Here is a 16,428-nt window from a genome sequence, read left to right on the forward strand (position 1 = left end):
TTGAGGTTCGGTTTAGTAGACGTCGGGGACCTTGACGGTGGTCTCCGCCGTCAGCGTCTCACCGCGGAAGAACCGCTTGGTGCCGAATGCCCAGCAGCCCAACATCAGTGGCACGCCCAGCACCAGCATGCCGATGCCGAGCACGAACACGCCGCCGATCGGGCCGAACGCGGTGTAGCCGTAGTCCGGGTCCATCATGTCCATGGCGCTCTTGAAGAACGCCCACACCATGCCGGCGCCGCCGAGGAACGGGAAGACACCGCGCATGAACAGGTTTCGCGCCGAACTGAAGAGTGTCTTGCGGAAGTACCAGACGCAGGCGAACGCGGTGATCATGTAGTAGAACGCCACCGCAAGGCCCAGCGAGGCGATCGAGTCGAGCAGCGCGTTGGAGCTGACGAAGCTGAGCACCAGGTAGAACGCCAGCGCCGTCACGCCCATCACGGCGGTGCCGAACACCGGTGTCATGTAGCGCGGGTGCACGTAGGCGAACCGCTTCGGGATGGCCTCGTAGACCGCCATCGCCAGGGTGCCGCGGGCGGTCGGCAGGATGGTGGTCTGGGTGGAGGACAGCGCGGACACCGCCACCGTCAACAGCAGTGCGGCCGCGGCGATTCCGCCGGCCACCGGCTCGCCGAGGATGGTGAGCACGTCGTCGGCGTGGTCCTCGTTCATCAGCCCGATGCCGGTCTCCTCGAAACCGGCGAAGCTCATCACCGCGTACGCGACCAGCACGTAGGTGGTGACCAGGATCAGACAGGTGATGATGGCGGCCCGCCCCGGTGTCTTGAACGAGTCCTTGGTCTCCTCGCCCACGGCCAGACACGCGTCCCAGCCCCAGTAGATGAAGATGCACAAGATGATCGCCGCCGCCATCGACGAGGAGTCCACGCCGGAGGGCCACAGCCAGCTCAGCGACGGGGTGACGGCCTGCTCGCCGGCGGTGCCGGAGAACACCTTCCACAGCGCCAGGATGCTGACGGTGATGAGGATGACGAACTGGACCGCCATCAGCACGTTCTGTATGCGCTCGGACAGCAGGATGCCGCGGGCGCTGACGGCCGTCATCGCGATGATGAAGAACGAGCCCAAAAGCACCTTGGCGGTGAGGGATTCGGCGAAGTCGTTCATCCCGAACAGCTTGAACAGGTAGACCGCCGCGATCTCGGCGACGTTGGCCAGCACGATGATCGCCGACACCGCCAGGCCCCAGCCGCCCATCCAGCCGACCCACGGACCGAACGCCTTGGTGCCCCAGGTGAAGGTGGTTCCGCAGTCGGGGGTGTCCTGCGCCAGTTCCTTGTAGGCGAAGGCCACCAGGAGCATCGGGATGAAGGCCAGCACGAACATCGCGGGCGCCTTCTCGCCGACCTCCAGCACGATCCAGCCGAGGGTGGCGGCCAGGCTGTACGCCGGGGCGGTGGCGGCCAGCCCGATGACGACGTTGCCGACGAGCCCGATCGCGCCGGCTTGCAGGCCCTTATCGGACTGGACGTGGCTGGGCGGTTCCGCGATGGACATTCTCGGATAGTACGGTCGCGCGGCGCAGCCCGCGTGCTGAATCAGAACCGGTGTTATGGCGCCTAGGGGTGCAATTGCCACTGCCCGCAGTCGCGGGCCATCACGTCGTTGACGTCGACGCGGATCCCGCCGACCAGCGGGCCCGGCGATGACGCGGTGTCGATGATGCGCTGGTAGAGCACCGCGGCCGGGTGAATCCGGCCGCCGGACCAGGACCGGGTCTGCCAGGCCCACTTGTATCCGGGCACGCTCGAATTGCCGATCACCCCGGACTCGGCGGCCCACTGGCACACGTCGTAGCCGCCGTAGACGCCGGTGCGCATCTCCCCGATCACGGAGTTGATGCCTTGAAACCACGGCAGCGCCAGGTTGTTCCAGGTGGCCCGGTCGATGTCGTCATCGACGCTGAAGTAGATCGGCGCGGTCTGCCCGCCGCCGGCCGCGGTGTGCAGTTGCCACGCGGTTTTGGCGTCGGCCACCCCGCCGTTGTACCCGCGGGTGAAGTCCGATGGGGCCGTGCCGCCCGGTTTGCCGTACTGGAAGTTGCTGACGATCACCAGGCCCGCGTCGAACAGCGACTGCGCGTAGGGCCGGGTGATCGGCTTGGCCCCGAAGTTCGAGCCCGGCCGGGAGGTGGACACGTAGTTGATGACGCCCGCGTGCCCGGCGGCCTTGATATCGGCGGCCGGGATCTGCTTGGCGGCGAAGTCGATCACGGTGAAGCCGGTGGCGGCGCCCGCCTGCGGAGCGGCGGCCGACCCGAGCCCGACGGCCGCGGTCGCCGCGCCGGCGTAGCGCAGCGCGTCCCGCCGCGAGAGCTGACGTCGGGAAGCCCCCGGCATTTTCGGCATGAACTGACGTTAACAGTGAGACTGCTGTGAACGGTGTTAGGCGCGCAACGGCAGTTTAGGCTGGTCCGGTGAGCGTCAACGGAGAATCTGGGGTCCGTTCGGTCAATCGGGCGCTCTCGATCCTCCAGGTGCTGGCCCGCACCGGCCCGGCCGGCGTCAGCCGGATCGCGGAGGAATTGGGCATCCACAAGTCGACGGTGTTCCGGCTGCTGGCCACCCTCGAGGCCCGCGGCATGGTCGAGCAGAATGCCAGCCGCGGCGAGTATCAGCTCGGTGACGGCGTGGTCCAACTCGCGGCGGGGGTCACCCAACGCCACGACATCTCGGTGCTCAGCCGCACCGTCTGCCAGCAGCTCGCCGCCGACGCGGGCGAGACGGTGAACATCGCGATCCTCGACGGCGACGAGCTGCTCACCCTCGATCAGGTGCTCGGCGCGTCGGCGATCACCACCGTCAACTGGACCGGGCAGCGTCAGGTGCTGCACGCGACCGCAGGCGGCAAGGTGTTCCTGGCCGCGATGAGCGACGCCGACCTCGATGAGCATCTGCGTCGGCCGCTGACCTCCTTCACCGAGCACACCATCGTCGACCCCGCGCTGCTGCGCGCGGAGATCGCCCGGGTCCGCGAGACGGGTTGGGCGACCACCGGCGACGAACTCGAGATCGGCCTGGCCGCGCTCGCCGCGCCGATCCGCTCTTTGCGCGGCGACGTGGAGGCCGTGGTGGCGATCTCCGGCCCGTCGTTCCGGGTCAACCGGCAGACCGCGCCGGAGCTCGCCGAGTCGGTGCTCTCGGCCGCCGCAGCGATCTCGGCGCGCAACGGTTACCCGCTGCCGGGCTGAAAGCTACTTCTCAGTATCGATTGACAGCGATGATCGCCGACCTCACATTGTTTCGTATAGCGCACTTGTTTCACTTAGTGAAACACAACGTCGTGCAGCCCGCCGATCCTTGAGGAGCACGCTCCATGTCAGTCAGCGATGACGCCGATACGGATTTCTCCGACGACCCGAAGGAGCTGGCCCGCAAGCGGCGGTTCATGCAGCGGATGGTCATCGTGCTGCCGCGGGGATCACCCGCGAAACCGCGGCGGAATTGGTCGCCCGCCGCACACCCGGCCACAGCCTGGAGACGCCGTTCTACGCCAGCCGGGAATTCTTCGAGCTCGACCTGGAACTGATCTTCGGCCGGCACTGGATCTTCGTCGCCGCCGAGGCCGAGATCCCGGAGGAAGGGGACTACGTCACCGTCGAAATCGGTGGCGAGTCGATCATCGTCGTGCGCGACGACGACATGGTGGTGAACGCCTTCCGCAACGTCTGCCGGCACCGCGGCGCCCGGTTGCTCGACGGCCGCTGCGGCGCCGTCGGCAACATCGTCTGCCCGTACCACCAGTGGACCTACGGCGCCAACGGCGCGCTGCGCTTCGCCGAGAACCAGGGCGATGACTTCGACAAGGCAAAGTTCGGTCTGCGCCGCGTGCACGTGCGCGCCATCGCCGGCCTGGTCTTCATCTGCCTGGCCGAGGACGCGCCCGAGGACATCGAGGACTTCGCCGCCGCCGTGACGCCCTACCTGTCGCCGTTCGATCTGCGCGGTGCGAAGGTGGCGCACCAGACCTCGATCATCGAGGACGGCAACTGGAAGCTCACCATGGAGAACAATCGCGAGTGCCACCACTGCGAGGCCAACCATCCGGAACTGCTCGGCGCCTACTTCCCGTTCCACCGCTTCGACGAGTCGCGGGTTCCGGCGCGGCAGAAGCCGGTCTTCGAGCGCTACCAGGCGGCCAGCGCCGCGCTCTCGGCGGCGCGTGCGGCCATCGGCTTCCCGTCGGCGCACATTCGCGAGCTCGACACCCGGGTGACCGCCTTCATGGTGGACCACATGCCGCTGCAGGGCGTCGGGGCCTCCTATGGTGAGGGCGGCGCTCCGCTGGGTTCACCGTCGAGTTCCCCAAGCTGGGCGCCTCGGTGACGTGCCGGCCGGATCAGACGATCCTGGACGCCGCGCTGGCCGCCGGCATCCGGGTGGCCTCGGCGTGCGGTGAGGGCATGTGCGGCACCTGCAAGTCGACCCTGCTGTGCGGCGACGTCGACATGAACCATCAGGGCGGCATCCGCCCGCGGGAGATCCGCGAGGGCAAGATCCTGCTCTGCTGCTCCACCCCGAAAACGGATCTGCAGATCGAGCAACCAACCGCCCGCCCTCGGCCGGTTGGTTGCTGTATTGCGCTCGTCGGCACCGGAATCCCCGCAGAGCGGCGACGATGCGGTGTCGTTGTGTGCGCTGAGTCAGATGTCTGGTTCACCACGCGCCGAGCGCCGCTTTTTGCACGAGCGCCGGTTCTGGCACACCCGCCCCTGGGCTTTCACGTACCAAAAGCGGCGCTCGTGCAAAAAGCGGCGCTCGCGGAGGAGTGGGCGTCAGAAGTGGACGCAGGCGCGCAGGTGTCCGCACTCGGACCTGGATGCGGCCCGGTCAGTACAGCAGGTAGGGAGCCCGGCTGGTCGCGAACCCCGCCGCCGCTCGGTCCCACTCGGCCAGCAGCGCCGGGAGCTGCCCGGCGTCGATCGCCTTGCGCGCCTTGTCCGACCCGGTCAGCGCGTCGATCGACGGACCCCAGGCGAAGTCTGATGGGTGCTGCGCGCGGATCGCGTCGATCAGCAGCAGCGCCGTGCCCACCGGCCGGTAGGCGTTGCGGTCGGTGATGGCCATCCGGACTGCCTGGATGCTCTGCCCGCCGAACTTGGCCGCGCCCGCGGCGACCGGAACGGTGACGGCCTGGAACGAAACACCCGGCAGCCCAAGCGAGTTCATCTTCGCGGCCACCGTCGCGGCGTCCAGCCATGGGGTGCCGACCTGCTCGAACGGCCGGTCGGTCCCGCGGCCCTCGGAGACGTTCGTGCCCTCGAAGTACACCGTGCCGGGGTAGTTCGCCAGCGCGGCCAGCGACCGCAGATTGGGCGACGGGTTCACCCACGGCAGCCCGGTCTGATCGAACCACTGCCCGCGGCTCCAGCCCCGGGTCTTCGCGATCCGCAGGTCCGCACCGATGCCCTGGGTCTGGTTGAACAGCGAGGCCAGCTCGCCGACAGTCATGCCGTGGCGCGCCGGGATCGGGTACATCCCGACGAACGACGCGTACGCCGGATCCAGCAGCGCGCCCTCCACAATCTGCCCGCCGATCGGGTTCGGCCGGTCCAGCACGATGAACGGGATGCCCTTGCGGGCGGCGGCCTGCATGGACAGCGCCATGGTCGAGACGTAGGTCCAGGTGCGCCCGCCGACCTCGGGCAGGTCGTAGACCAGGACGTCGACGTTCTGAAGCATCTCGGGCGTCGGCGCGTGCCCCTGCGCGCCGTAGAGCGAGTAGATCGGCACACCGGTCTTCTCGTCCACGCTGTCGCCGACGCTGACGCCGGCCTCGGCGGCGCCGCGGATGCCGTGTTCGGGGGCCAGCAGCGCCACCAGCTTCAGGTCGGGGTGCGCCGCGATCAGGTCGATGTCCGGTGTTCCGGCGCGATTCACCGCCGCGCTGTTGGTGATCAGCCCGACCCGCTTGCCCTTCAACGCCGCCGGCACATCGGCCAGGAACACCTCGACGCCCGGGATCACCCCCGGCGCCGCCGAGGCGGGGACGGGTACGCCGCAGAACAGCAGGAGGGCCAACGCGACGCCGAGAACCACACGCACCAGGGGCATCACCGCAGCGTAGCGCCCGGGCCGGGCGCAGCGAGGGATGGTGGAACGCCACATCCGCGATCTCTGGATATGGTCGGGAGGCAGTGGAAACCGCTGAGCGCCGCCGTCGCGCTCGCTACTCACTCCACTGCCAGGCGGACGGGTCTCTCTGCGGAGACGAAGAAACCCGCCCTGCCTGTCGAACCAGGCCAAAGCGGGTTTCTCACTGTCGGGGTGGCGGGATTCGAACCCACGACCTCTTCGTCCCGAACGAAGCGCGCTACCAAGCTGCGCCACACCCCGTGTGAAGCGTCGACAGCCTATCGCACCGGGGGCGTCGGAAGCCAAACGGCCATCCCGCCGCGGTTGCGGGAAGACCGGGCGTGTCTGCGGCGTTGTACTCCGATGACGCGTCACGCTTGATACGCGCGGCCATGCCACCGGCGGAAGGACGAGCGATGAACACACTGGCAGCCACCCTGTACGGGGGTTTCTTCCTGATCGCCGCGCTGTGGCTGGTCTACACCGGTGAGCCCGAACCGGGCGCGCCCGACGACGCCGAGCAGCCCACGGCCGAACGCGCCCCAGCGCTGGCCGGCTGTGGCGCCCGCCACTGACCGCGGCTCAGCCCGCCACTCAGCCGACTGCTGACGCGGTTCAGCCCGCGCTGACGGCCGTCGGGCTGTGCTCGGCGACCGTCGCCGAATCCTGATCGCCCATCGGCGCGGCGGTCAGCGTGAGCAGCGTCGCCTCCGGGCGGCAGCAGAACCGCAGCGGAGCGTACGGCGAGGTGCCCAGGCCGCCCGAGACGTACAGCGCCATATCCTTGCCCCAGCGCGACGCCCCGCGGGCCCGGCTGCGATCCAGGTCGCAGTTGGTGACCAGCGCGCCGTAGAACGGCAGGCACAGCTGCCCGCCGTGGGTGTGCCCGGCCAGCACCAGCTGGTAGTCGTCCTCGGCGAACTGGTCCAGCACCCGGGTGTAGGGCGCGTGCACCACACCGAGGCGCAGATTCGCCGCCGGGTTGGCGCCGCCGGCGATGGTGTCGTAGCGGTCCCGCTCGATATGCGGATCGTCGACCCCGGCCGCGGAGATGCTCACCCCGGCCACCTCGATGTCCCGACGGGTGTGGGTCAGGTCCAGCCAGCCGCGCTCGGTGAACGCCGCCCGCAGGTCCTGCCACGGCAACGGCTTGCCGTAGGAGCGATGGTCCGCGTCGGTCAGGTACTTGGCCGGGTTCTTCAGCGTCGGCGCGAAGTAGTCGTTGCTGCCGAACACGAACATCCCGGGCACCGCCAGCAGGTCGCCGAGGGCCTGCACCACCGCGGGCACCGCCCTCGGGTGCGACAGGTTGTCGCCGGTGTTGACGACGAAATCCGGTTCCAGCGTTGCCAATTCGCGCAACCAGGCCTGCTTGAGCCGCTGCCCGGGACGCATATGGATGTCGGAGATGTGCAGCACCCGCAGCGGGGACGAACCCGGAGCGAGCACCGGCATTGTGACCTCGCGCAGCACGAAGGCGTTGCGCTCGATCAGCGAGGCGTAACCGATGCCTGCGACGGCGGTTCCCAGGGTCACCGCGGCCGTGGTCTTCAGGGCGGGCAGAACAGCTGGCATCAGGCAAGCCTACTTCGCCCGCCCGACAATCACCTTCCAGTTGTGACCAAGTCCGCTGGTCACGACGGCAGCTCGGTCACCAGGCCGCGGGCCCCCGGTCCCTGCCCGGCCAGCACGTCGCCGGGGTTCACATACGGGCACGCCGTCAGCGACAGGCAGCCGCAGCCGATGCAGCCGGCCAGGTTGTCGCGCAGTGCGGTCAGCGCCTCGATGCGCCGATCCAGGTCGGCGCGCCACCCGCGCGCCAGCCGGGCCCAGTCCCGCTTGCTGGGCGGACGGTCGTGCGGCAGCTCGTCGAGCGCGGCCTTGATCCGGGCCAGCGGGATGCCGAGCGTCTGCGACGCCCGGATGAACGCCACCAGCCGTAGCGTGTCCCGGCGGTACTCGCGCCGATTGCCGGCCGTCCGGCGGCTGCTGATCAGCCCGAACTGCTCGTAGTAGTGCAGCGTGGAGACCGCCACCCCGGCGCGCGACGCCACCTGCCCGGGTTTCAGCCACAGCTCGTCGGCCGGGATCGCGCTGCTCACAGACCTCTCCTTGACATCAAGTGCACTTCATGAAGTCCACTGTAGGCAAGGAGGATGTCTATGAGCATGGAAGCCGTCGCCTGGGACGTGATGTACAAGTCGTCGCACACCCCCGACGCCACCACCCGCGCCGACCGTCGCGCCACCGTCCGCCGGATCGTCGCGTTCGCCGCGCCGCACCGCCGCCGCATCGTGGTCTTCGTGGCGGCCTCGACGCTGACCGCCGCGCTCACCGTCGTCACCCCGCTGTTGGCGGGGAAGGTGGTGAACCCGCGCTGATGCTGGTCTCCGCGCTGGCGCTGGCCCTGGTGTATGGGCTCGGCGGCGGGCTCGCGGTCACCGGCGGCCTGTCCGCCGGCGCCGTGGTGGCGCTGGCCCTGCTGCTCACCCGGATGTACGCCCCGCTGACCGCGCTGGCCAACGCCCGGGTGGAGGTGATGAGCGCGCTGGTCAGCTTCGAGCGGGTCTTCGAGGTGCTGGACCTGGAGCCGCTGATCGCCGAGCGGCCCGACGCCGTCGAGGTCCCCGGCGCCGACGACGGCGTCACGCTGCGCTTCGAGGGGGTGTCCTTCGGCTACCCGGCCGCCGACAAGGTGTCGCTGGCCTCCCTGGAGGAGGTCGCCCAACTGGACAGCCGCGGCGGCGAACAGGTCCTGCACGACGTCGACCTGGCCGCGCCGGCCGGCGCGATGGTGGCCCTAATCGGCAGCTCCGGGGCGGGCAAGTCGACCATCGCCTCGCTGGCCACCCGGCTCTACGACGTCGACGCCGGCGCGGTCACCCTCAACGGCGTCGACGTGCGCGACCTGACCTTCGACTCGCTGCGCCGCGCGGTCGGCCTGGTGACCCAGGACGGGCACCTGTTTCACGACACGGTCCGGGCGAATCTGCTGCTGGCCCAACCGGATTCCACCGACGAGCAATTGTGGGACGCGCTGCGGCGGGCCCGGATCGACGAACTGGTCCGCGCCCTGCCGAACGGGCTGGACACCGTCGTCGGAGAGCGCGGCTACCGGCTCTCCGGCGGGGAGCGCCAGCGGTTGACCATCGCGCGGCTGCTGCTGTCCCGGCCGGCGGTGGTCATCCTCGACGAGGCCACCGCGCACCTGGACTCCACCTCGGAGGCGCAGGTGTCGGAGGCTCTGCGTGAGGCGCTGGCCGGGCGCACCTCGCTGGTCATCGCGCACCGGCTGTCCACCGTGCGGGCCGCCGACGAGATCGTGGTGCTGGAGGCCGGACGGGTCGTCGAGCGCGGCGACCACGCCACCCTGCTGGAGCGCGGCGGCCGCTACGCCCAGCTGTACTGGACGCAGTTCGCGCCGAGCGACCCCGAGCCCGTCAGCCCGATCAGCCCGGCGGCGGCGGAGGTGGCAGCACCGGGATGGTGATCGGCGGCAGCCCCGGGATCTCGATGATCTGGGTGCCGTAGTTCTGGCCGGGCGGCGGGGCCTCCGGGGCGGCCGGCGGAGGCGGCGGCGCGGGCGCCACGCCATTGCTCAGCAGGATGGTCACGATGGACCCCGGGATGGTCTGCCCGCTGGGCGAGGTCCCGACCACCGACCCGTACGACGACGAGCTGTTCACGTACGACGGCTGCTCGGCCACCTGGAACCCGAGCTCGATCAGCTTCTCCCGGGCCCGGTCGGTGCTCAGCCCGGACACGTTGGGCACCTTCGAGTTCGGCCCGCCCTCCACGTAGCGCGGGTCGGTCGGCGGCAGCACCACGTCGCCGAAGTTCAGCGCGATCGGCTTCATCGCCTGGAACCAGGTGCGGGCCGGCTCGTTGCCGCCGTAGAGGTTGCCGTCGCCGCACTGCCGCAGCGGGAAGGAGCACAGCTCGCCCGGGGTGTTGGAGTCGTCGAAGATGTAGTTCGCGCCGGCCAGGGTGTTGGTGAAGCCGAGGAAGCCCGACGAGCGGTGCGCGTCGGTGGTGCCGGTCTTGCCGGCCATCGGCAGGTCCCAGCCGGCCGACCCGGCCGCGGCGGCCGCCGTGCCCGCGCCGATGTGGTCCTTGCTCAGCGCGTTGGCCAGAGTGTTCGCCAGGCCCTCGGGCACCACCTGCTCGCAGGTCTGGGTGGTCACCGAGATCTTCTTGCCGTGCCGGTCGTAGACCTGGGCGATCGGGCTGGGCGGGCACCAGGTGCCGCCGGAGGCGAGCGTCGCGGCCACATTGGCCAGCTCCACGTCGTTCACCGCGAACGGCCCGAGGGTGAACGAGCCGATGTTCTGCCGCTTGATGAACTCGGCCAGGCTCTCGTTGTTCTCCGGGTCGTAGGCCCGCGCGGTGCCCGGTTCGGCGTAGGACCGCAGGCCCAGCTTGACCGCCATGTCGACCGTGCGCGGCACCCCGACCTGCGAGATCAGCTTGGCGAACGCGGTGTTCGGGGAGGTCGCCAGCGCGTCGGTGATGTTCATCGGGGAGCGGTACCCGGCGCCGCCGGCGTTCTGCACGCACCAGGTGGCCTCCGGGCAGCCCCGCACGCCGCCGCTGCCCAGGCCCTTGGCGTTGAACTGCCGCGGCACGTCGAGCTGGAAGTCGATGCCCATGCCCATCTCCAGGGCGGCGGCGGTGGTGAAGATCTTGAACACCGACCCGGCCCCGTTGCCGACGAGGGAGAACGGCTGCGGCTGCATGGTCTGCCACAGCCCCTGGTCCAGGCCGTAGGTCCGGTTGCTGGCCATCGCGAGCACCGGGTGGGCTTCCTTGCCGGGCCGGATCACGCTCATCACGCTGGCCACGCCGGGCGCGTCCGGGGCGGCGTTGGCGTCGATCGCACCCTTGACCGTCGCCTGGATGTCGGGGTCCAGGGTGGTCTCGATGCGGTAGCCGCCCTTGGCCACCTGCTCCTTGCTGAGCCCGGCCTTGGCCAGGTACTCCTGCACGTAGTCGCAGAAGAACGCCCGGTCGCCCGCGGCGATGCAGCCGCGCGGCAACTCGTTGGGCTGCGGCAGGATGCCCAGCGGCTCGGCCTTGGCGGCCCGCAGCTCGGCGGCGTGCTGCGGCACGTTCTCGATCATGGTGTCCAGCACGACGTTTCGCCGGGCCAGCGCGCCGTCGGGGTTGGTGTACGGGTTCAGCGTGGACGTCGACTGCACCAGACCGGCCAGCAGCGCCGCCTGCTGCCAGTTCAGGTCGGTGGCGTTGATCCCGAAGTAGGTCTGCGCGGCGTCCTGCACGCCAAACGCGTTGTTGCCGAAGGACACCAGGTTCAGGTAGCGGGTGAGGATCTCCGGCTTGCTGAAGGTCTTGTCCAGGGTCAGCGCCATCCGGATCTCGCGCAGCTTGCGCGCCGGGGTGGTCTCGATGGCGGCCCGCCGCTCGGCGTCGGTCTGGGCCAGCACCAGCAGTTGGTAGTTCTTCACGTACTGCTGCTCGATGGTCGAGCCGCCGCGGGTGTCCATATCGCCGGAGGCGTAGCCGGCCAGGCCGGTCAGGGTGCCCTTCCAGTCGACGCCGTTGTGCTCGGAGAACCGCTTGTCTTCGATGGAGACGATCGCCAGCTTCATGGTGTCGGCGATCTGGTCGCTGTCGACCTCGAAGCGGCGCTGGGTGTACAGCCACGCGATCGGGTTGCCGTGCGCGTCGACCATCGTCGTCACCGCCGGGGCGTCGCCCTCGAGCAGTTGGGCCGACCCATTGGCGACGACGTCGGAGGCGCGGTTGGACGCCACCCCGACCGCCCCGGCGATGGGGAACAGCATCGCCGCCAGCAGCACACTGGCCAGTAGGCAGCACCAGGCGAGCTTGATGATCGTCACCGACAGTTGCGGTCGGTTCTCGGGCCCGTCTTCCGGCATGGCTACAGCGTAACGGCGGTATTCGACGGCGTCGGCGGCGGGCAATGTAGCGCCGAATTTCCGAAAATTTTGGATATCAGGGCGTGTCGGAACGCCCGTCCCAAAATTATCGTGCTTCTGGTGTTGCGCTCAGGCCCCTCTAAGGCATAACTTTAGGCACGCAATGCGACATGCGTAACACACGTATACGCAGTGTGGCGCAGATCGCACTTGGCCGGGTTTCCGCCCGGCGACGTGGGACCGGTCTGTGCGTAGGCACGAACGAGTGCGCCGCCGCGAGGCGGCCTGAGCGATAAGGGGATCGCAGGTGTCAGGAAGTCGGCCCGCAGCGCGGAGAACGAACACATCTGCGGTCAACGGTGTCTCACATGGCGCCGAAGCCGAGGCGAGAATCGCCTGGGTCTCCAAAGCTCGCTGTCGCGGCGCGGATCCCGACGAGCTCTTCGTGCGCGGCGCCGCCCAGCGCAAGGCCGCGATCATCTGCCGGCACTGCCCGGTCATCAGCGAATGCGGCGCCGACGCCCTGGACAACCGGGTCGAGTTCGGCGTCTGGGGCGGTATGACGGAGCGTCAGCGCCGCGCCCTGCTCAAGCAGCACCCCGAGGTCGTCTCCTGGGCCGAGTTCTTCGCCGCCCAGCGCAAGCACCGCAGCGTTTCCTGACCTCCTGACGCGTACGTAGCCGAGCGGTCGCCGGGCAACTGTCCGGCGACCGCTCGGCTTTGTACATGGACCCCTGTACCTCACCGAGCGCTCGCCGGGCCCTGACCCCGCGAGCGCTCGGTTGTGTACGGGTTATTCGCCCGTTTCGCCGCAGATCTGGTCGGCGATGGCCTGCAGCGCGTCCAGATCGGAGACGTCGAACGGCAGCGACGGCACGCCCACCAGCGCCACATGCGGGTTGGCCCCGGTGAATCGGGACAGCAGCCGCAGCTCCCGCTTGGCGGTGCGGGCCCGGTCGGCGTGAATCCGGAGCACACCCGCGCCCAGCGACGCCGGGTCGGCCTTCTCCAGGTCCTCGGCGCCGTCGACGGCCCGCTCCACCGAGAGATCCGACAACGTCGGGTGGGTGCGGTTGAGGATCAGCCCGGCCAGCGGCATCGACTCCTCCGACAGCCGGTCCACGAAGAACGACGCCTCCCGCAGCGCGTCCGGCTCGGCCGCCGAAACCACCACGAACTGCGTCCCGCTGCGCTTGAGCAGCTCGTAGGTGCGGTCCGCGCGCTCCCGGAACCCACCGAAGGTGGAATCCAGGGACTGCACGAAATTCGAGGCGTCGGAGAGCATCTGGGAGCCGAGGATCGTCGAGATGGCCTTCATGGCCAGCCCGACCACCCCGGTGACGATCCGGCCGATACCGCGGCCCGGGGCGAGCAGCAGCTTCCACAGCCGGCCGTCCATGAAGCTGCCGAGGCGCTTGGGGGCGTCCAGGAAGTCCAGCGCGTTGCGCGACGGCGGGGTGTCCACCACCACCAGATCCCAGCGGTCCTCGGCGAGCAGCTGACCCAGCTTCTCCATCGCCATGTACTCCTGCGTGCCCGCCAGCGAGGTCGCCACCGTTTGGTAGAACTGGTTGTTCAGGATGGAGTCGGCCAGCTCCGCGTCGGAATGCTCCAGCACCATCTCGTCGAACGTGCGGCGCATATCCAGCATCATCGCGTGCAGCGTGCCGGGCGCCGTCTCGTCCAGCGGCACCTGCTGCGGTGTGTTGCCGAGGCTCTCGATGCCCAGCGCCTGCGCCAGCCGCCGGGCCGGGTCGATGGTCAGCACCACCACGTGCCGGCCGTACTCGGCGGCGCGCAGAGCCATCGCCGCGGCGGTGGTCGTCTTGCCGACGCCGCCCGCGCCGCAACACACCACCACCCGGTTGGCGTCGTCCTTGAGGATGGCCGCCATGTCCAGGGCCTTCGCGGTCGCGGTCATCAGCGCACTCCTTGTTCGGTCAGGGCCTCGGCCAGTTCGTACAGGCTGCCGAGGTCGACGCCGTCGTTGATGGCCGGCAGGTCCAGCCGCGGCACGTCGAGGCTGTCTAGCTGGCTGGCGCTGCGGGTGCGGGCGCGGATCAGGCTGCCGTGCTCGATGGTCTCGGTGAGCAGCCCGGCGAAACTCTCGTCGGTCAGCGTGATGCCGACACTGCCCAGCTCGGCGCGGATGGTCTCGGAGTCGATGTCGCCGTCGACCGCGCGGTCGAGCACCTCCGGCGGCAGGAACGTCTGGATATTGCGGTTGATGATCACCGAGCCGATCGGCAGCTCCATGCCGCGCAGTTCCTCGATGGCCTCGATGGTCTCCTGCAGCGGCAGCGCCTCCAGCAGGGTGACCAGGTGGATCGCGGTCTCCTTGGAGTGCAGCAGCTTGACCACGCTCTCGGCCTGGGCGTGCACCGGCCCGCCCTTGGCCAGCGATGACACCGCGCGGGTGACGTCCAGGAAGCGCCCGATTCGGCCGGTCGGCGGAGCGTCGACGACGATCGCGTCGTACACCGGCTTGCCGTCCTTGCCGACCCGCTGCGCGGCCTCCTTGATCTTGCCCGTGATCAGCACGTCGCGCAGGCCCGGCGCGATGGTGGTGGCGAACTCGATGGCCCCGATGCGCTTCATGGCCCGGCCGGCGATGCCCAGGTTGTAGAACATGTCGAGGTATTCCATGAACGCAGTCTCGATGTCGAGCGCCAGCGCGATGACCACCCCACCGCCGTCGGCGGTGGCGATCTTGGTCTCCTGCGGCGGCAGCGGCGGCACGTCGAAGAGCTGCGCGATACCCTGGCGGCCCTCCACCTCCACCAGCAGCACCTTGCGGCCGCCCGCGGCCAGCGCCAACGCCAGCGCGGCGGCGATGGTGGACTTGCCGGTGCCGCCCTTGCCGCTGACGTAATGCAATCGCGCCTCGGTCAGCCGGGCGGGCCAACCGACGTGTGCTGGGGAAGTCATGGCGAGCAGCTTAATAAACAGGTGTCCAGCCGGGATAAGCTCGGTCATATGAGCCAAACCACCGCTTGGGAATACGCCACCGTGCCGTTGCTGACGCACGCCACCAAACAGATTCTGGACCAGTGGGGCGCCGACGGCTGGGAGCTGGTCTCGGTGCTGCCCGGCCCGACCGGCGAGCAGCACGTCGCCTACCTGAAGCGGCCGAAGTGAGCGCCTCGGAGCGGCTGGCCGAACTGGGCCTTGACCTGCCCGAGGTCGCCAAGCCGCTGGCCGCATACGTCCCGGCCAAGCGCGTCGGGGACCTGGTCTACACCGCCGGCCAGCTGCCGCTGTTCGAGGGCCGGCTGCTCGGCGAGGGCAAGGTCGGCGCCGAGGTCACCCCGACCGAAGCCGCCGCGCTGGCCCGCCAGTGCGTGCTCAACGCGCTGGCCGCCGTCGACTCCATCACCAGCGTCGACCAGATCACCCAGGTCGTGAAGGTGGTCGGGTTCGTCGCGTCCGCGCCGGGCTTCACCGGACAGCCGGGCGTGGTCAACGGCGCCTCCGAGCTGCTGGTGGACATCTTCGGCGACGCCGGGGTGCACGCCCGCTCGGCCGTCGGCGTCTCCGAGCTGCCGCTGAACGCGCCGGTCGAGGTGGAGATCATCGTCGAGGTGGGCCCGGCTTTGTGACCCATCCCGCGTACGGCGTGCTGCGGCCGGTCACCGAGACCGCGTCGGTGCTGCTGTGCGACAACCCCGGGATGATGACGCTCGACGGCACCAACACCTGGGTGCTGCGCGCCCCCGGCGCCGACGAGCTGGTCATCGTCGACCCGGGACCCGACGACCTCGAGCACCTGGATCGCCTGGCCGCCCTCGGCGATGTCGCTCTGGTGCTGATCAGCCACCGTCACGGTGATCACACCGACGGCATCGAGGCGTTCGCGAACGCCACCGGCGCGGTGGTCCGCGCGGTGGGCAGCGGCTTCCTGCGCGGGCTCGGCGGGCCGCTGACCGACGGCGAGGTGATCGACGCGGCGGGGCTGAAGATCACCGTGCTGGCCACCCCCGGACACACCGCCGACTCGGTGTCCTTCGTGCTCGACGACGCGGTGCTCACCGCCGACACCGTGCTGGGCCGCGGCACCACCGTCATCGACGACGAGGACGGCGCCTTGGCAGATTACTTCGAATCCCTGAACCGCCTCGGTGGCCTCGGCCCGCGCCGGGTGCTGCCCGGGCACGGCCCGGACCTGCCGGATCTGGTCGCGGTGACCGATTACTACCGGGCGCACCGGATGGAGCGGCTGCAGCAGGTGCGCGACGCGCTGGCCGCGTTGGGGGAGGACGCCTCAGCGCGGCAGGTCGTCGAGCACGTCTACACCGACGTCGACGAGAAGCTCTGGCCGGTCGCCGAGTCCTCGGTGCGGGCCCAGCTGGACTACCTGCGCAGCTAGCGTGCTCGCCCTGTGTTTTTTGCCTCGCTCGGTTCGTCTTCGCTCCGCTGGCGCTCCGCTGCGG

General features: G+C 69.6%; 16 protein-coding genes, 1 tRNA gene and 2 pseudogenes. 10 read left to right on the top strand and 9 right to left on the bottom strand.

Features of this window, described 5'->3' with window-relative positions; translation table 11 throughout:
- Nucleotides 1-12: 12 nt before the first annotated feature.
- Both L2Z93_RS01300 and L2Z93_RS01305 read right to left on the bottom strand, forming a co-directional pair.
- Nucleotides 13-1,521 carry an APC family permease gene (locus L2Z93_RS01300; RefSeq protein ID WP_090588958.1) on the bottom strand — a complete coding sequence of 503 codons (1,509 nt, stop codon included), beginning with the start codon at nucleotides 1,519-1,521 and terminating at the stop codon, nucleotides 13-15.
- Nucleotides 1,522-1,583: 62 nt separating this feature from the next.
- Nucleotides 1,584-2,372 carry a DUF1906 domain-containing protein gene (locus L2Z93_RS01305; protein WP_370745807.1) on the bottom strand — a complete coding sequence of 263 codons (789 nt, stop codon included), beginning with the start codon at nucleotides 2,370-2,372 and terminating at the stop codon, nucleotides 1,584-1,586.
- 68 nt (nucleotides 2,373-2,440) lie between these two features.
- Between L2Z93_RS01305 and L2Z93_RS01310 the strand changes: the two genes are divergently transcribed.
- The 3 genes and pseudogenes from L2Z93_RS01310 to L2Z93_RS19395 all read left to right on the top strand — a co-directional run.
- Nucleotides 2,441-3,214, top strand: a complete 774-nt coding sequence (locus L2Z93_RS01310) for an IclR family transcriptional regulator (protein ID WP_090588960.1) — start codon at nucleotides 2,441-2,443, stop codon at nucleotides 3,212-3,214.
- A 253-nt stretch (nucleotides 3,215-3,467) separates the two neighbouring features.
- A complete protein-coding gene (locus L2Z93_RS01315; protein WP_234786128.1) occupies nucleotides 3,468-4,349 on the top strand; it encodes an aromatic ring-hydroxylating oxygenase subunit alpha in 882 nt (293 codons plus the stop codon).
- Nucleotides 4,346-4,486: pseudogene (locus L2Z93_RS19395) on the top strand (2Fe-2S iron-sulfur cluster-binding protein); the annotation flags it as partial. The gene L2Z93_RS01315 and the pseudogene L2Z93_RS19395, both read left to right, overlap by 4 nt.
- A 367-nt stretch (nucleotides 4,487-4,853) precedes the next feature.
- Here L2Z93_RS19395 and L2Z93_RS01325 read toward each other — a convergent pair.
- Nucleotides 4,854-6,077 (bottom strand): exo-beta-N-acetylmuramidase NamZ family protein, encoded by a 1,224-nt coding sequence (locus L2Z93_RS01325; protein WP_162561907.1) that lies wholly within the window; start codon nucleotides 6,075-6,077, stop codon nucleotides 4,854-4,856.
- A 208-nt stretch (nucleotides 6,078-6,285) separates the two neighbouring features.
- A tRNA-Pro gene (locus L2Z93_RS01330) sits at nucleotides 6,286-6,359 on the bottom strand.
- A gap of 155 nt (nucleotides 6,360-6,514) precedes the next feature.
- On the opposite strand from L2Z93_RS01330, the gene L2Z93_RS01335 reads away from it, so the two are divergent.
- Nucleotides 6,515-6,673 (top strand): hypothetical protein, encoded by a 159-nt coding sequence (locus tag L2Z93_RS01335; protein ID WP_162561908.1) that lies wholly within the window; start codon nucleotides 6,515-6,517, stop codon nucleotides 6,671-6,673.
- 40 nt (nucleotides 6,674-6,713) lie between these two features.
- Here the strand turns inward: L2Z93_RS01335 and L2Z93_RS01340 are convergent, their stop codons facing one another.
- Both L2Z93_RS01340 and soxR read right to left on the bottom strand, forming a co-directional pair.
- A complete protein-coding gene (locus L2Z93_RS01340) occupies nucleotides 6,714-7,673 on the bottom strand; it encodes a metallophosphoesterase (RefSeq protein WP_090588962.1) in 960 nt (319 codons plus the stop codon).
- 59 nt (nucleotides 7,674-7,732) lie between these two features.
- Nucleotides 7,733-8,200 (bottom strand): redox-sensitive transcriptional activator SoxR, encoded by a 468-nt coding sequence (gene soxR, locus L2Z93_RS01345; protein ID WP_193438921.1) that lies wholly within the window; start codon nucleotides 8,198-8,200, stop codon nucleotides 7,733-7,735.
- 60 nt (nucleotides 8,201-8,260) lie between these two features.
- Between soxR and L2Z93_RS19400 the strand changes: the two genes are divergently transcribed.
- Together L2Z93_RS19400 and L2Z93_RS01350 are read left to right on the top strand one after the other, a co-directional pair.
- A complete protein-coding gene (locus L2Z93_RS19400; protein WP_370745809.1) occupies nucleotides 8,261-8,479 on the top strand; it encodes a hypothetical protein in 219 nt (72 codons plus the stop codon).
- Nucleotides 8,473-9,588, top strand: a pseudogene (locus L2Z93_RS01350) (ABC transporter ATP-binding protein); the annotation flags it as partial. The gene L2Z93_RS19400 and the pseudogene L2Z93_RS01350, both read left to right, overlap by 7 nt.
- Here L2Z93_RS01350 and ponA2 read toward each other — a convergent pair.
- Nucleotides 9,548-11,998, bottom strand: a complete 2,451-nt coding sequence (ponA2, locus tag L2Z93_RS01355; RefSeq protein ID WP_090588963.1) for a transglycosylase/D,D-transpeptidase PonA2 — start codon at nucleotides 11,996-11,998, stop codon at nucleotides 9,548-9,550. The pseudogene L2Z93_RS01350 and the gene ponA2 overlap by 41 nt on opposite strands.
- A 307-nt stretch (nucleotides 11,999-12,305) precedes the next feature.
- Here ponA2 and L2Z93_RS01360 point away from each other — a divergent pair, with 307 nt between their 5' ends.
- The gene (locus L2Z93_RS01360; RefSeq protein ID WP_090588964.1) at nucleotides 12,306-12,659 is read left to right on the top strand and encodes a WhiB family transcriptional regulator; all 354 of its coding nucleotides are present in this window, start codon (nucleotides 12,306-12,308) and stop codon (nucleotides 12,657-12,659) included.
- A 132-nt stretch (nucleotides 12,660-12,791) separates the two neighbouring features.
- Here L2Z93_RS01360 and bagB read toward each other — a convergent pair whose 3' ends face one another.
- Nucleotides 12,792-13,919 carry an ATPase BagB gene (gene bagB, locus L2Z93_RS01365; protein ID WP_090588965.1) on the bottom strand — a complete coding sequence of 376 codons (1,128 nt, stop codon included), beginning with the start codon at nucleotides 13,917-13,919 and terminating at the stop codon, nucleotides 12,792-12,794.
- A complete protein-coding gene (gene bagA / locus L2Z93_RS01370; protein WP_193438922.1) occupies nucleotides 13,919-14,935 on the bottom strand; it encodes an ATPase BagA in 1,017 nt (338 codons plus the stop codon). Before bagA ends, bagB begins: the two co-directional genes overlap by 1 nt.
- Nucleotides 14,936-14,974: 39 nt before the next feature.
- Between bagA and L2Z93_RS01375 the strand changes: the two genes are divergently transcribed.
- The 3 genes from L2Z93_RS01375 to L2Z93_RS01385 are packed head-to-tail and all read left to right on the top strand — an operon-like array spanning nucleotide 14,975 to nucleotide 16,364.
- Nucleotides 14,975-15,136: a Sp36 family protein gene (locus tag L2Z93_RS01375; protein WP_090588967.1), complete on the top strand. Its 162-nt coding sequence runs from the start codon at nucleotides 14,975-14,977 to the stop codon at nucleotides 15,134-15,136.
- Nucleotides 15,133-15,597 (top strand): RidA family protein, encoded by a 465-nt coding sequence (locus L2Z93_RS01380; protein ID WP_090588968.1) that lies wholly within the window; start codon nucleotides 15,133-15,135, stop codon nucleotides 15,595-15,597. Before L2Z93_RS01375 ends, L2Z93_RS01380 begins: the two co-directional genes overlap by 4 nt.
- Entirely contained in the window at nucleotides 15,594-16,364 is a 771-nt protein-coding gene (locus L2Z93_RS01385) for an MBL fold metallo-hydrolase (protein ID WP_090588969.1), read from the top strand. The genes L2Z93_RS01380 and L2Z93_RS01385 overlap by 4 nt, the downstream gene beginning before the upstream one ends.
- Nucleotides 16,365-16,428: the final 64 nt, after the last annotated feature.

It is taken from the genome of Mycolicibacterium brumae (assembly GCF_025215495.1).
Classification (GTDB): domain Bacteria; phylum Actinomycetota; class Actinomycetes; order Mycobacteriales; family Mycobacteriaceae; genus Mycobacterium; species Mycobacterium brumae.